This window comes from Isoptericola halotolerans, from assembly GCF_013149785.1.
Lineage (GTDB): Bacteria > Actinomycetota > Actinomycetes > Actinomycetales > Cellulomonadaceae > Isoptericola > Isoptericola halotolerans.
Genome location: NZ_JABEZU010000002.1, coordinates 716,703 through 730,798, shown reverse-complemented (window position 1 = coordinate 730,798; position 14,096 = coordinate 716,703). Strand labels below are relative to the sequence as shown.

Annotated in this window: 13 protein-coding genes; 5 read left to right on the top strand and 8 right to left on the bottom strand. The window is 74.4% G+C overall.

What is annotated here, in order from left to right:
• Nucleotides 1–25: 25 nt before the first annotated feature.
• The 7 genes from HDG69_RS11010 to HDG69_RS19705 form a co-directional block, all read right to left on the bottom strand.
• Nucleotides 26–1,282, bottom strand: coding sequence for a winged helix-turn-helix domain-containing protein (locus tag HDG69_RS11010; protein WP_171783807.1), 1,257 nt, complete (start codon nt 1,280–1,282; stop codon nt 26–28).
• Nucleotides 1,283–1,439: 157 nt separating this feature from the next.
• A complete protein-coding gene (hpf, locus tag HDG69_RS11005) occupies nt 1,440–2,099 on the bottom strand; it encodes a ribosome hibernation-promoting factor, HPF/YfiA family (RefSeq protein ID WP_171784044.1) in 660 nt (219 codons plus the stop codon).
• Between the two features lie 176 nt (nt 2,100–2,275).
• Complete coding sequence (locus HDG69_RS19600; protein WP_171783806.1) at nt 2,276–3,046, bottom strand: phosphoribosyltransferase family protein; 771 nt, start codon at nt 3,044–3,046, stop codon at nt 2,276–2,278.
• 98 nt (nt 3,047–3,144) lie between these two features.
• Nucleotides 3,145–4,866, bottom strand: coding sequence for an LpqB family beta-propeller domain-containing protein (locus HDG69_RS10995; protein ID WP_171783805.1), 1,722 nt, complete (start codon nt 4,864–4,866; stop codon nt 3,145–3,147).
• On the bottom strand, nt 4,863–6,533 hold the full coding sequence (gene mtrB, locus HDG69_RS10990) for an MtrAB system histidine kinase MtrB (RefSeq protein ID WP_343036389.1): 1,671 nt from the start codon (nt 6,531–6,533) through the stop codon (nt 4,863–4,865). The genes HDG69_RS10995 and mtrB overlap by 4 nt, the downstream gene beginning before the upstream one ends.
• Nucleotides 6,534–6,552: 19 nt before the next feature.
• Nucleotides 6,553–7,233: an MtrAB system response regulator MtrA gene (mtrA, locus tag HDG69_RS10985; protein WP_171783804.1), complete on the bottom strand. Its 681-nt coding sequence runs from the start codon at nt 7,231–7,233 to the stop codon at nt 6,553–6,555.
• 78 nt (nt 7,234–7,311) lie between these two features.
• On the bottom strand, nt 7,312–7,665 hold the full coding sequence (locus HDG69_RS19705; protein WP_484496832.1) for a pentapeptide repeat-containing protein: 354 nt from the start codon (nt 7,663–7,665) through the stop codon (nt 7,312–7,314).
• Here HDG69_RS19705 and HDG69_RS10980 point away from each other — a divergent pair.
• Genes HDG69_RS10980 through HDG69_RS10960 form a run of 5 tightly spaced genes read left to right on the top strand, consistent with a single transcriptional unit; the run spans nt 7,600 to nt 12,967 of the window.
• Nucleotides 7,600–8,598, top strand: coding sequence for a DUF7847 domain-containing protein (locus tag HDG69_RS10980; RefSeq protein ID WP_484496831.1), 999 nt, complete (start codon nt 7,600–7,602; stop codon nt 8,596–8,598). The genes HDG69_RS19705 and HDG69_RS10980 overlap by 66 nt on opposite strands.
• A gap of 2 nt (nt 8,599–8,600) precedes the next feature.
• On the top strand, nt 8,601–9,269 hold the full coding sequence (locus tag HDG69_RS10975; RefSeq protein WP_343036388.1) for a DUF4129 domain-containing protein: 669 nt from the start codon (nt 8,601–8,603) through the stop codon (nt 9,267–9,269).
• A complete protein-coding gene (locus tag HDG69_RS10970) occupies nt 9,266–10,483 on the top strand; it encodes a DUF4350 domain-containing protein (protein WP_171783802.1) in 1,218 nt (405 codons plus the stop codon). The genes HDG69_RS10975 and HDG69_RS10970 overlap by 4 nt, the downstream gene beginning before the upstream one ends.
• Nucleotides 10,480–11,592, top strand: a complete 1,113-nt coding sequence (locus HDG69_RS10965; protein ID WP_171783801.1) for an AAA family ATPase — start codon at nt 10,480–10,482, stop codon at nt 11,590–11,592. Before HDG69_RS10970 ends, HDG69_RS10965 begins: the two co-directional genes overlap by 4 nt.
• Before the next feature lies 1 nt (nt 11,593).
• Nucleotides 11,594–12,967 (top strand): DUF58 domain-containing protein, encoded by a 1,374-nt coding sequence (locus HDG69_RS10960; RefSeq protein WP_171783800.1) that lies wholly within the window; start codon nt 11,594–11,596, stop codon nt 12,965–12,967.
• Between the two features lie 104 nt (nt 12,968–13,071).
• Here HDG69_RS10960 and HDG69_RS10955 read toward each other — a convergent pair whose 3' ends face one another.
• Nucleotides 13,072–14,061 (bottom strand): stage II sporulation protein M, encoded by a 990-nt coding sequence (locus tag HDG69_RS10955; RefSeq protein ID WP_171783799.1) that lies wholly within the window; start codon nt 14,059–14,061, stop codon nt 13,072–13,074.
• Nucleotides 14,062–14,096: the final 35 nt, after the last annotated feature.

Sequence of the window (14,096 nt, the reverse complement as noted above, 5' to 3'; positions counted from 1 at the left end):
TACCGGCGCAGCAACCGGTGCCTGTTCAGCCGGCGACCGTCCGCGCACCGTGTGCGGCCGCGCCGCGCACCACCGCGGCGAGGTCCGGCGCCAGGTCGCCGACGCGCGCGACGTCCACCTCGGCCAGGCCGAGCCAGGACGCGAGCAGCCGGAGCTCGGCCGCCAGCGCCTCCGGCGTCGAGGCGCCGGCGTGGGGCGTGCGGTGCGCGGCGACGACGCGCAGCACGCCGGCACCCCGGTCCGCCTTGAGGTCGACCATCGCGGTGAGCTCGTCGCCCTGCAGGAACGGCAGCACGTAGTACCCGAGCCGACGACGCGCCGCCGGCACGTAGATCTCGATGCGGTAGTACACGTCGAACAGCGCCTCGAGCCGCCGGCGCTCCCACACCAGCGGGTCGAACGGGCTGAGCAGGGCGGACCCGGTGGCATGCCGCGGCACGACGGCGGCGTGGTGGCGGTAGGTGGGTTCGGCCCAGCCGTCGACGGCGACCGGGACGAGCACCCCGGCGTCGACGAGGTCGGCGAGAGCCCGCTGGGCTCCGGGGCCGCGCAGCCGGAAGTAGTCGCGGAAGCACCGCGCCGTGCCGATGCCGTGGGCGCGGGCACCGAGCTCGAGGAGGCGCCGCAGCGCCTCGTCGTCCGGCACGTCCGGGGCGTCACGCACGGCCGGCGGCAGCACCCGCTCGGGGAGGTCGTAGCAGCGCTCGAAGGCACCGTTGCGTCGGGCCGACATCACCTCGCCGGTGAAGAACAGGTACTCCAGGCAGCGCTTGGCCGTGGTCCAGTTCCAGCCCCACTCGAGGCGGGAGCGAGGGGCTGTGCGGCCGGTGCGCTCGAGCTCGTCGTGGATCCGGCTCGCGGTCACCGGCCCCTGCTCGGCGACCAGGGCGCGCACGAGCCCGAGCTCCGCCGGGTGCGCCTGCGGCACCGCGGAGATCGAGCCCCAGGCCTCTCGTTCGTAGGCCCGCCGCCTCCAGGCGAGCAGCGGGTACGTCGAGGCGGGGACGTAGGAGGCGACGTGCGCCCACGTCTCGACCAGCCGTCGTGGTGCCTTCCCGGCCGCACGGTCGAGCAGCCCGGTGTCGTAGGGGCCGAGCCGGGAGTACAACGGCACGAGGTGGGCGCGCGCCAGCACGTTGACCGAGTCGATCTGCAGCAGGTTCAGCCGGTCCACGACGCCGGTGACCTGCCGCAGGGTGACGGGGGCCTCGCGGCGCGGTCGGTCCAGGCCCTGTGCCCGCAGCGCCATCCGGCGCGCCTCGGCGTTCGTCAGCGACTCCATGCCCGCATCCTGCCGGTCGGCACCGACACGCACGACGGCCGACGAGGACGAGGAAGGCCTCCCGTCGCACGATCGTCCTCCCCGAAGTGGAGGACGCGCAGCGTCCGTGGACGCGATCGTGCGACGGGAGGCCTTCCTCGTCCGGAGCGGACCGGGATCAGCCCAGGTCGGTCACCGGCGCGACGCCGCTGCACGTCGCGTCGAGCTCGATCACGCCGTACGTCCAGCCGCGCCGCCGGTAGACGGCGGCCGGGCGGGCGGACTCCTTGTCGATGAAGAGGAAGAAGTCGTGCCCGACGAGCTCCATGTGCTCCACGGCCTCGTCGGCGGTCATCGGCTCGCCACGGTGGAGCTTCTGGCGGATGACCACGGGTGAGTCCCCGAGCTGGTGCTCGACGGCGTCGCCGGGCGTGGTGAGCGACGCCGGTTCCGGCTCGGGCTCGGGCCGGCCGGCCAGGACCTCGTCGTAGGGGCGCACGTCGACCGGGGGCATCACGTCCGGTCCGCGACGCCGGTGGTCCTTGCGCCGGTCCCGGGATCGGCGCAACCGCTCGCTGAGCTTGTCGATCGCGAGGTCCAGGGCCGCGAAGCGGTCGTCCGCGGCCGCCTCCGCCCTGATGACGGGCCCCTTGTCCCGGACGGTCAGCTCGACCCGTTCGCTCAGGTCGGCGAGCCGGGGGTTCTTCTCGTGCGTGACCTCGACGTCCACGCGGCGCGCGTTCGGCGCGAGCTGCGAGACCTTGGCGAGCTTGTCCTCCACGTGGTCACGGAACCTGTCCGTGACGTCCGTGTGCCTGCCGACGACGGCGATCTCCATCGTGTGCTCCACTTCGTCGTGGGCCACCCACGCTGCATCCCTCGGGGCGGCCCGCTGTGCTGTCTGGGCACCGCGGTCGGTGCCGGTCGTGACACCACCTCCCGCCGCCGGGCTGCGCCCGGTCCGCTCGCGTGCGACGAGCCGTCCGCTGCCGCGGGCTGCTCGCCGTCGGGTTCTCACACTAACCCCAAGGTGTCGTCGGGGTGAACCGCTGGCGACGGTCCGGCGTGGGGAGATTCGGTGACGCTGTCCGGTGGCGGTGTCGCGGCCAGGACGAGGGCGCCGAGGACCGCGGCTCCCGCGCGGGCGAGGGCGAGCTCGGCCGCGGCGAGGGTCGCGCCGGTGGTCAGGACGTCGTCCACCAGCAGGCACGGCGTGCCGGCCACGGCGGCGCCCCGCCGCACGACGAGCGACGCGGCGAGGTTGCGCCCGCGCGCCCGGGCGCCGAGCCCGACCTGGTCGCGGGTGGCACCTCGACGCCGCAGCGCCGGCACGACCGTGGCGCGCACGTCGCCGGCCCGCAGCCCGTCGGCGACCGCTCGCGCCAGCACCCGGACGGGTTCGCGTCCGCGACGCAGCCGGGACGACGGCGCCGAGGGCGCGGGCACGACCGCCACCGGGGATCCGCCGACCGCGGCGCGGACCGCCGGGGCCACCCACGTCCCCGCCCGACGCATGGCGGGCACGAGCAGCCGGTCGAGGTCGGCGCGCTCACGGTCCTTCCACGCCACGACGACGTCGCGCACCGGTCCGGTGCAGCGGCTCACCGCCCAGACCGGCAGCGGCCCCTCGTCGTCCAGCCGGTCGAGCCGCGGCGCGTCGTGCTCGACCCGGCGCAGCGGCCCGCCGACGACGGCGCCCGCGCACCGGGCGCAGCACCGCACGTCGTACCGCCCGCAGCCGGGGCAGGAGACGGGGACGACGAGGCGGGCGAGGCGGGTGAGCACCGGTGCAGCATGGGCGAGGCGCGTGACCGGCAGCGACGGGCGCTCAGGCCGACGTGGACCATGGCGGGCTGTGGACGGGCTCCGACCGGGGCGGTCCGTCAGCCCGGGTAGGCCGCCGCGACCACGTCGGTCGCGATCGTCGGCCACAGCGCCGCGCTCTGGCGCACGCGCAGCATCCCCTCGGCGTCGATCACGAGCGCCGGGCTCGCACCGACCCCGGTCGTCACCGACGCCGGCGCGGTCGTGGTGGGCAGCACGCGCGACAGACCGTCGTTCGACCCGGCGAGGCCCCCGACGCCCGCGACGTAGAGGTTCCGCGCAGCGGCCGACGACCCGGCGAGCAGCAGGAGTGTCGACTCCTCGGACCAGTCGACGGACTGCACGTCCTGGACCGGTCCGCCGACGGGCACCGGTGCCGACAACCCGGTCGGGACGTCGTCGGCGTCCCGCTCGACGGCCGCGGACCAGACCTCGGTGCCGTCCGGGCCGTCGGTGACCAGGGCGATCCGTGCTCCCTCGGGCGAGACCCGCAGCGAGCGGACCGTCTGGTTCCTCAGCCAGTCCGCCCCGACGGTCACGGTCCCACCGGTCGACAGCGCGACCCGCAGCCCGGCGCCGTCCGCCGTCCACACGACGCCGAAGCGGTCGACCGACGGGGCCACCAGGGACTCGCCGACCAGCAGCTCGGACCTCTCCTCGTCGGACACCCGCACCAGCCGGTCGGCGCCGTCCCGCACGACGATCGTGCCGTCGTCGGGCCCGACGCCCACGGCGGTCACGTCGAGCCCGGAGACGTCCACCGGCGCGGCCAGGTCCGTCAGCTCCCGCCCCACGACACGGCGCAGCTCCGGTCCCTCGTCGGCGTCCAGAGCCACGACCGCGTCACCCGTCGTGAGCGGGCGGGACGGCTCGGCCGCTGTCGTGGGGGCCAACGGAGAGGTCCCCTCGGACAGCACGACGCTGCGGCCGTCGCCCTCGCGCAGCGTCGCCTCGAGCTGCGCCACCAGCAGTGCCCGGTCGTCCGGGGGCGCCTCGGTGATCGCCGAGGTCAGGCTGACGTCGATCGTGCCGTCGTCGGCCACCGTCACCGCGTCGATGGCCAGGGTGGCGCCCTCCGGCACCACCGAGACGGTCGACTGCGCCAGCCACGGCGGCGGGCCGGCGAGGATCGCCTGCGTGGCCGTCGTCCGCCAGGACTGGTTCGGGTACCACCGCACGTCGGGGACCCACCACCGGCGGTCCGACGTCGGGTAGTACAGGGGCGTGCGGTGGAACGCGTAGGTGAGGAAGCTCGCGAGCACCAGCATGCCGTCGTCCAGCGCGTTGATGCGCCACTGCCCGTCCGGTCCGCGCGTCAGGTCGAACGTCACGTCCACCACGCTGGGCTCGGGAAGCTCCGTGAACACCCCGGACTCGTCGAGGGAGGCGACCACGGTGGCCTCCCCGCGCACGGTCGTCGCCGCCGCCGCGTCGTCGTGCTCCTCGACCGTCCACTCCGGGAACTCCGAGAGCAGCAGCACCCGGGTGTACTCGTCCCACGAGGACCACGCGGCCTGCGTGGTGTACTCCCGGGCGATGTCGAACGTCTGTGCCGACGCGGGCCCGAACTGCGCCACGCTCACGAAGCCCTGCACGATCTGCTGCGGGTCGGCGTCGGTGGCGGGGCCCTGCACGTCGAACGCGATATCCTCGGCGCTGTCGACCTCGGCCGACCCTTCCATGACGCCACCCGACATCGGGATGCTCGCGCACGCCGCGACGGACACCGCGAGGGTGGCGGCGCAGACCGCCGACAGCAGGTGTCGGGTGGACCGGCTCATCGGTGCTCCTCCTCGGGCGGCAGGACGGGGATAGCGGTCGGGGTAGGCCCGGTCGGGGGGTTGACCACGGGTACCTGCCCGGTGGGCACGTGCTGCCCGCCGGAGCGCGGCGGGCCCTCGACCGGCAGCGGGGGGCGGCCGATCTCGATGCCGGCCCGCCGCGGGAGCGTCAGGCGGAAGCTCGCACCGTGCCCGGGGCGGCCCCACACGTCCAGACGCCCGCCGTGCAGGTGCGCGTCCTCCTGCGAGATCGCCAGGCCCAGCCCGGTGCCGCCCGTCGTCCGCGCACGGGCCGGGTCGGCCCGCCAGAAGCGGTCGAAGACACGGTTGAGCTGCTCCGGTGTCAGCCCGACGCCGTGGTCGCGCACCACCACCGCGACGGCCTGGGCGTCCTGACCCACCGTGACCTCGACCGGCCGGCCCTCGGCGTGCTCGATCGCGTTGACGACGAGGTTGCGCACGATCCGCTCGACGCGGCGCGGGTCGATGTCCGCGTCGGCACGCTCGTCCGGCATCTCCACCGACAGGAAGACCTCCTTGCGCTCCGCCAGGGGCGCACAGGTGTCGACCACGGCGCTGACCACACCGCGCACGTCGCGCTGCTCGGCGTCCAGCACGGCGGCACCCGCGTCGAACCGGCTGATCTCGAGCAGGTCGGTGAGCAGCTCCTCGAACCGGTCCAGCTGGGTCTGGAGCAGCTCCGCGGATCGCCGGGCCGACGGCTCGAGGCCAGCTCGCGCGGCGTGGATCACCTCGCCGGCCATCCGGATCGTCGTCAACGGCGTGCGCAGCTCGTGCGAGACGTCCGAGACGAACCGCCGCTGGGCGGCCGAGAGCTCCTCCATCCGGGCGATCTGGTCCTCGAGGTTGTCAGCCATCTCGTTGAAGGTCCGTGCCAGCGTGGCCATCTCGTCGTAGCCGCGCGAGCCGGGCACGCGCACGTCGAGGTGGCCCTCGCCCAGGCGGGCCGCCGCGGTCGCTGCCCGCCGCACCGGGGCGACCGTCTGCCGCGTGACGGTCCAGGTCAGCAGCCCGATCATCGCCAGGATCGCCACCGCGCCGATGGCGAGCGTGCGCTGGACGAAACCGAGGGTCTCCTGCTCGGACGCGAGCGAGTACAACGAGTACAGCTCGAACGTCCCGGCCGAGGGCAGCTCGACCGTGGCGCCGACCACGACCCCCGGTTCCTCCATGCCCGTCTCGGTGAAGTCCGCGGGGACCGGCACGGACTGCAGCACCTGGTCCCCCGTCTCGAGCGTCGCCTGGCGCATCTCGGGGGTGACGACGTCGGTCACCGCCAGACCCTGGCGCGACGACGGGTCGGCGAGCGGGAGCTGCTCGTCGGGGGCCTGCCGCAGGAAGTAGTCCTGGGCGCTGGACCCGCCCGCGCTGAGGGAGAGGATGACGTCACGCAGCAGCGCCTGCTGCTCCCCGGTCTGCGTCGCCGGCGAGGCGGCGAGCCGGGTGCGCACCTCCTGGATCACCGCGGCGTTCTCCCGCTCGATCTGGTCCAGGCGCTGGTCGAACAACCCGTCACGGATCGACGTCGACACGTAGACCCCGAGGACGGCCACCGCCACCACCCCGAGCGCGACGGCCGAGGTGACGACGCGCACCTGCATCGAGGAGCGCCAGCGGTGCACGACCGACCGGGCCCACCTGCTCACGGCACCGGTGACGCGCCGGTCAGCGGGGCGCACCGGCCTTGTAGCCCACCCCTCGCACGGTCTGGACGACCACCGGGTTCTCGGGGTCGGTCTCGATCTTGGAGCGCAGCCGCTGCACGTGGACGTTCACCAGGCGCGTGTCGGCGCTGTGGCGGTATCCCCAGACCTTCTCGAGCAGCACCTCGCGGGTGAAGACCTGCCACGGCTTGCGGGCCAGCTCGACGAGGAGGTCGAACTCCAGCGGGGTGAGGCTGATGCGCTCCCCGTCGCGGGTGACCGTGTGGCCGGTGACGTCGATGTCGATGTCGCCGATCTTGAGCCGCTCGGGTCCCGGCTCGTCGGAACGGCGCAGCCGTGCGCGCACGCGGGCGACGAGCTCCTTCGGCTTGAACGGTTTGGTGACGTAGTCGTCGGCACCGGACTCGAGGCCCAGCACGACGTCGACCGTGTCCGTCTTCGCCGTGAGCATGATGATGGGCACGCCCGACTCGGCGCGGATCTCACGGGCGATCTCGATGCCGTCCTTGCCGGGCAGCATGAGATCGAGCAGGACGAGGTCGGGCTGGGTCGAACGGAACATGCCGATCGCGGCATCGCCGTCGGAGCAGAAGCTCAGATCGAGCCCTTCGGACTCCAGGACGATGCCGATCATCTCGGCGAGGGCAGTGTCGTCGTCGACCACCAGGACGCGGGACTTCATGGCCACAGTGTGCCAGTGTCCACGAGGTCCCGTCCCGGGCGCGCCCGCGGGGCGCCCGAACCTATAGGGTCGTGGCGGTCACGCACCCGTCCCGTTCGCCGTGCCCCAGGAGGCCGCATGAGCACGCCCGACCAGCCGACGCCGCCCTCCGGGTGGGGAGAGGCACCACGCCCTCCCGCCTACGGGCAGTACGGTCCGGGCCAGTACGGCTCCGGACAGTACGGTCCGGGCCAGTACGGCTCCGGACAGTACGGTCCGGGCCAGTACGGCTCCGACCAGCAGGGAACCGGCCAGTACGGCCCGGGGACTCCCTCGGCCGGCCCGCAGCCGCCCAACCCGTACGGACCGTCCGCGACCAAGCCCGGCATCGTCCCGCTGCGGCCGCTCTCCCTGGGCGAGATCTTCGACGGCGCCTTCAGCGCGGTCCGCCACAACCCCGCCGTCATGCTCGGGCTCGTGTCGGTGGTGGTCGCCGCCGCCACTCTCCTCGCGGCCCTGCTCGCGCAGTTCGCCGTCCCGGCCCTGACACGCCTGTTCGCCGAGCCGTTCAGCGGCGAGACGGGGCTTGAGGGCTTCACCGCGACGGACCTTTCCATGTTCGCCCAGCTCATGGCCGTCTCCGGCGCCCTGTCGCTCACCCTGCTCATCGCCCAGCCCATCACCGAGGGCCTCATCACGGTCTCGGTGAGCCAGTCGGTGATCGGCCGCAAGATGTCCGTGGGCGAGGTCTGGAACAAGGTGCGCCCCCGCCTCGCGGTGCTCATCGGGTGGATGATCCTGCGGTCCGTGGTCCTCGTCGTCGCGGTCTACGTCGTCGCGATCGGCCTGGTCCTGCTGGTGGCCGGCGTCGCCGTGGCGACCGAGTCCGTGGCCCTGACCGTCCTGCTGGGCGTGCTGGTGGCGGTAGGGCTCGTGGCGCTCGTGGCCTGGTTGTGGGTCCGGATCGTGCTCGTCGCACCGGCGCTGGTGCTGGAGGGCAGCGGCCTGGGCCGCACGATCGCCCGCGCCTGGCGCCTCACCCGCGGATCGTTCTGGCGGGTCTTCGGCACGGTGCTGCTCGCCGGCATCATCACGGGGTTCGTCGGGCAGGTCGTCACCACACCGCTCATCTTCTTCGGGATCTTCATCGACGGCGACGACGTCGGCTGGGGCTTCCTCCTGACCACCGTGGTGGCGTCCGTCGTCGCGAGCATCGTCTACCTCGTGTTCGTCTCCGGCGTCGTCGCTCTGGTCTACACCGACGTGCGGATGCGCCGCGAGGGCCTCGACGTGCAGCTCGCCGCGGCCGCGGAGCGCGCGGCGAACGAGCCGCCGCCCGGACCGGCCGGCCCGTCGGCGGCCGCAGGAGGCGCCCCGCAGTGGTGAGCGTGGGGACGGCACGCGACCTGCTCCTGCTGCACGCGACCGAGGTACCGGTGGAACCGGATCGCGAGACGGCCCGCGGCTGGCTGGTCGAGGAGCTCGCGAAGCCCGAGTACTCCGAGGACCCGTCGCTGCTGGTGCGGCTCATCCTGTGGATCGTCGACCTCTTCGAGGGGGTCGGTGCGGTAGACGTCAGCCCGTGGCGGCTGGCGCTGATCCTGTTCGTCGTGCTCGTCGTCGTGGTGGCCGTCGCGTACTTCGTGGCGGGCCCGGCCCGGCTGCGCCGCCACGCCGCCCGGGGCTCCGCCGTCGTCCACGACGACGACACCCGCACCGCCGACCAGATGCGTGCCGCCGCCGACGACGCCGCCCGTCGGCAGGACTGGGCGCTCGCCGTGCTCGAACGCTTCCGCGCCGTGGTGCGCGGGCTGGAGGAACGCGTGGTGCTCGACGAACGTCCCGGTCGGACCGCCCGCGAGGCCGCGGTCGCTGCGAGCGTCCGCCTGCCCGGGTTGAGCACGGCTCTGCACGACGCGGCCGGCCGGTTCGACGGCGTCTGCTACGGCCACCTGCCGGCCGGCCCCGACGACGACGCCGCCCTGCGCGCGCTCGACGCGCAGGCGGCCGCGACCCGGCCCACGGCACCGACCACGACGGCCGAGGAGGTGTCGTGAGCGCGCCCACGACGTCGCCGACAGGGACCTGGACCTCCGCCGCCGTGACCGGCGACGGCACGACCCTCGGTTCGCGGAGCCGTCGCCGGTGGCGTGCGGCGCGCTGGGTGGTCGGCGGCATCGCCGCCCTGCTGCTGACCGTGCTGGTCCTCGCCGTCATGCGCCCGGCCGGGTCCGTGATCCCCTACGACCCCGAGAACTCCCGCCCGGACGGGTCGAAGGCGCTCGCCCAGGTCCTCGGACGGCAGGGTGTCCAGGTGGAGCACGTGACGAGGGTCGCCGACGCGGTGGCAGCCGCGGGGCCCGGGACGACGCTCCTGGTCACCCCCGCCACCTACCTGCTGCCGGAGCAGGTCCAGGCGCTGGCCGCCGTCGACGCCGACCTGGTCCTCGCCGGCGCCGACGACGGGCTCCTGCGGGCGGCGACCGGCAACCAGGTCCAGCGCACCTCCTGGCGCCCGGCCCCGGACGCACCGGTCGAACCGGGGTGCGCCGTCCCGGCGGCGGTGGTGGCGGGACCCTCGCTGCTCGCCCCCGGTCTCGAGAGCACGACCCCCGACGTGTCCACCTGCTGGGCGGACGCCGACGGCGCCTCGGTGCTGGCGGCGCTCGAGCGCGGCGGTCGTTCCGTCGTCGTGGTCGACGACCCCGTCCTGCTGCGCAACGACGAGGTGCTCACCGAGGGGAACGCTGCCCTCGCGCTGCACCTGCTGGGTGCCCACGAACGACTCGTGTGGCTCGTGGCGGACCCGGCCGACTCGACGGTCGACGAGGGCCTCTCCCCGGACCCGGCACCCGGGTCCGTGCTGCCCTCCTGGTTCGGCACCGCCCTGTGGTGGGCCGTCCTGGTCGCCCTGGTCACCGTGCTCTGGCGCGGTCGTCGCCTGGGGCGGCTCGTCGCCGAGGACCTTCCCGTGGTCGTGCCCTCCGCCGAGTCCACCCGGGGGCGGGCCCGCCTGTACCGGCGGGCGCGCGCCCGCGGGCACGCAGCGGCCGGGCTGCGCGCCGCCACCGCCCAGGCGGTCGCCCTGCGACTCGGCCTTCCGAGGTCCAGCCACCCCGACTCCGTGGTCGACGCCGTCGTGCGTGCCACCCGGCGCGACCCTCGTGAGGTCGCCGACCTGATCTACGGACCACCACCCGCCGACGACGCCGCGCTCAGCGAGCTCGCCCGCCGGCTCGACACCCTGGAGAGCGAGGTTCACCGACCGTGACCCCACCCGACGAGAACCAGCAGACGCCCCCCGTCCCCGGCCCCCCGGAGACGGCGACGGCTGCGCCCGTCGCCACCGGCTCCTCGGAACCGCCCGCGGGCGCCACCACCACCGCGCAGGCCGACGCCCCCGCCGGGCCGGTGGAGCCCCCGCAGCCCTCGCTGGAGCTGCGGCGCGCGCTGGCCGCGGTCCGCACGGAGGTCGGCAAGGCCGTCGTGGGCCAGGACTCCGCGGTCACCAGCCTGCTCATCGCCCTGCTCTGCTCGGGCCACGTGCTGCTCGAGGGCGTCCCCGGCGTGGCCAAGACCCTGCTGGTCCGGACCCTGGCGGCGTCCCTCGACCTCGACTTCAAGCGCGTGCAGTTCACCCCCGACCTCATGCCCGGCGACGTGACGGGGTCGCTGGTCTACGACGCCCGCTCCGCGGAGTTCTCGTTCCGTCCGGGTCCGGTGTTCACCAACCTGCTGCTCGCCGACGAGATCAACCGCACGCCCCCCAAGACGCAGGCGTCCCTGCTGGAGTCCATGGAGGAGCGCCAGGTGTCGGTGGACGGCCAGCCTCGGCCGCTGCCGGAGCCGTTCCTCGTCATCGCCACGCAGAACCCGGTCGAGCACGAGGGCACCTACCCGCTGCCCGAGGCACAGCTCGACCGCTTCCTGCTCAAGGTGCTGCTCCCGCTGCCCGAGCGGGACGCCGAGGTCGAGGTGCTGGCGCGCCACGCCGGCGGGTTCGACCCGCGTGACCTGGGTGCCGCCGGCGTGCGCGCCGTGGGGGATCCCGGAGTGCTCGCGGCGGCCCGGGCCGAGGTCCGCCAGGTCGAGGTGTCCCAGGAGGTCCTCGGTTACGCCGTGGACGTGTGCCGGGCCACGCGCCAGTCCCCGTCGCTGCAGCTCGGCGTCTCGCCCCGTGGCGCGACGGCCCTGCTGTCCACCGCCCGCGCCTGGGCATGGCTGTCGGGCCGCATGTACGTGACGCCGGACGACGTCAAGGCGCTCGCCCACCCGACGCTGCGGCACCGGGTCCAGCTGCGACCGGAGGCGGAGCTCGAGGGCGTGACCGCCGAGTCGGTGCTGAGCACCGTCCTCGCCGCCGTCCCGGTCCCCCGCTGACATGGCGCTGTCCTGGCGCGCGGTCGTCCTGGCCGCGCTCGGCCTCGTGCCGGTCGCGATCTGGCCGGTTCCCGGGACGGTGCTGATCTGGGCGCTGGTGATCGTGGTCGTCTGCCTGCTCGACGTGGCCCTCGCCGCGTCTCCGCGGGACGTCACGCTGCAGCGCACGGTCCCGGCGTCGGTCCGTCTCGGCACCCCGGCGACGTCCCGGCTCGTGCTGACCAACGCGGGCCGACGGCGCCTGCGCGCGCTGGTGCGGGACGCCTGGCCGCCGTCCCTGGCTGCGGCGCGCGACGACGACGGGGGCCTGCGCCCGCACACCGACGCCGCGCAGCCGGCCCGCACCGCGCGGCACTCCGTGCAGCTGCCCGTCGGCGAGTCGGCGCGGCTGAGCACCCCGCTGCTGCCGACCCGACGCGGCGACCGGGTCGCCGGGCCGGTGACGATCAGGACGCTCGGCCCGCTGCGGCTGGCGGGCCGTCAGGCCTCGATCGACGTCGGCGGCCGGATCCGGGTGCTGCCCGAGTTCGCCTCCCGGCGACACCTGCCGAGCCGTCTGGCCCGCCTGCGCGAGATGGACGGGCGCGCCTCGGTGCAGGTACGGGGCGAGGGGACGGAGTTCGACTCGCTGCGCGAGTACGTGGTGGGCGACGACGTGCGCTCGATCGACTGGCGTGCGACCGCCCGCGGTGGTGACGTCGTCGTGCGCACCTGGCGCCCCGAGCGGGACCGGCGCGTGGTGATCGTGCTGGACACCGGCCGGACGTCGGCGGCACGGATCGGGACGACGTCGGACGGTTCGCTGAACAGCGGGGGGACCCGGCTGGAGGCGAGCGTCGAGGCGGCGCTGCTGCTGGCGGCCCTGGCCGACCGGGCGGGCGACCGCGTCCAGGTCCTGGCCTACGACCGCACGCTGCGGTCACGGGTCGCCGGCGCCTCGGGACCACGGCTGCTGCCCGCGATGGCCGACGCGCTGTCCGCCGTCCAGCCGGTGCTGCTGGAGACGGACTGGGCGGGGCTCGTGGGCCAGGTGCGCACGCGGGTCTCGCAGCGCGCGCTGGTGGTGCTGCTGACCTCGCTCGACCCCGCCGTCGTCGAGAACGGCCTGCTCCCCGTGATCGACCAGCTCGCAGCCGAGCACCAGGTCGTCGTCGCGGCGGTCACCGATGCCGAGGTGGCGCAGATGCGCGCGGGCCGCGCCGACGTCGAGGAGGTCTACGACGCGGCCGCGGCGGCGCGAGGGGACCTGGAGCGCTCTGCCGTGGCGGCGGTGCTGCGCCAGCACGGGGCCGAGGTGTTCGAGGCGCTGCCGGACGACCTGGCGCCGCGCCTGGCGGACACCTATCTCGCGCTGAAGTCAGCCGGTCGCCTCTGACCTCAGTGTTGTGGGCGTGATTTCTGGCCCGCTATGCCCGTTTTTGTCCGATACGGCAGCCCAGAAATCACGCCCACAACCGCACGGGCACGACCGCACGAGGGTCAGCCGGCGGTGGGCAGGACGGCGCCGGCCTTGTCGACGTCGAGGTCCCCCGTCTCCCCCGCCTCGACCGCCCGGCGGCCGAGCACGAGGTAGTAGGCCAGGAAGGCCGCCAGCGCGAGCGCTCCGATGATGATCTTGAGCCACCACGGCAGCGTGGACCCGGTGACGAAGCCCTCGACCACGCCGGACAGGGCCAACGCACCGACGAGCCCGACCCCGACGGTGATCAGCGCCCGCCCCTCGGCCGCGAGGGCCGTGGACCGGGGCCGCGGACCCGGGTCCACCCACGCCCAGAACAGCCGCAGCCCTGCGGCCCCGGCCACGAAGATGCTGGTGAGCTCGAGCAGGCCGTGCGGGGTGATCAGCTGCAGGAACAGGGTGAGCTCGCCGTGGGCGGCCATCATGCCGCCGATGGCCCCGATGCTCACGGCGTTCTGCAGCAGGACGTACACGGGCCACGCACCGGTGACCCCGAACGCGATCATCTGCAGCGCGATCCAGGCGTTGTTGGTCCACACCATGGCGGCGAACGACGTGCCGGGGTCGTAGTAGGAGGCGAAGGCCTCGTCGACGTACTGCTCCTGCCACGACGGGGTGCCCAGCGCGGCGAGCGCCTCGGGATCGGTCGCGACCCGCACACCGGCGACGACCGCCACCAGCAGGAACCCGGCCGTGACCCAGAAGGTCCACCAGCGGATCCGGTACAGGGCCGCCGGCACGGTGACGGTGGCGTAGCGCACGACCTCGGACCAGGCGGGCTCGTGGGCGCCCGCGATCCGCGTACGCGAACGGCTCAGGAGCTCCGACAGCCGGGTGACCAGGACGGGGTCGGGGGCGGCGGAGCGGACGGTGGACAGGTGGGTGGCGACGGCCTGGTAGAGCCGCACGAGCTCGTCGGCCTCGGCGCCGTCCAGCCGGCGCTGCTTGGCGAGACGGTCGAGGCGGTCCCACTCCGGGCGGTGCACGGCGGTGAAGGCATCCAGGTCCACGCCCGATACCCTGCCACAGGAGACGCCGCGACGAC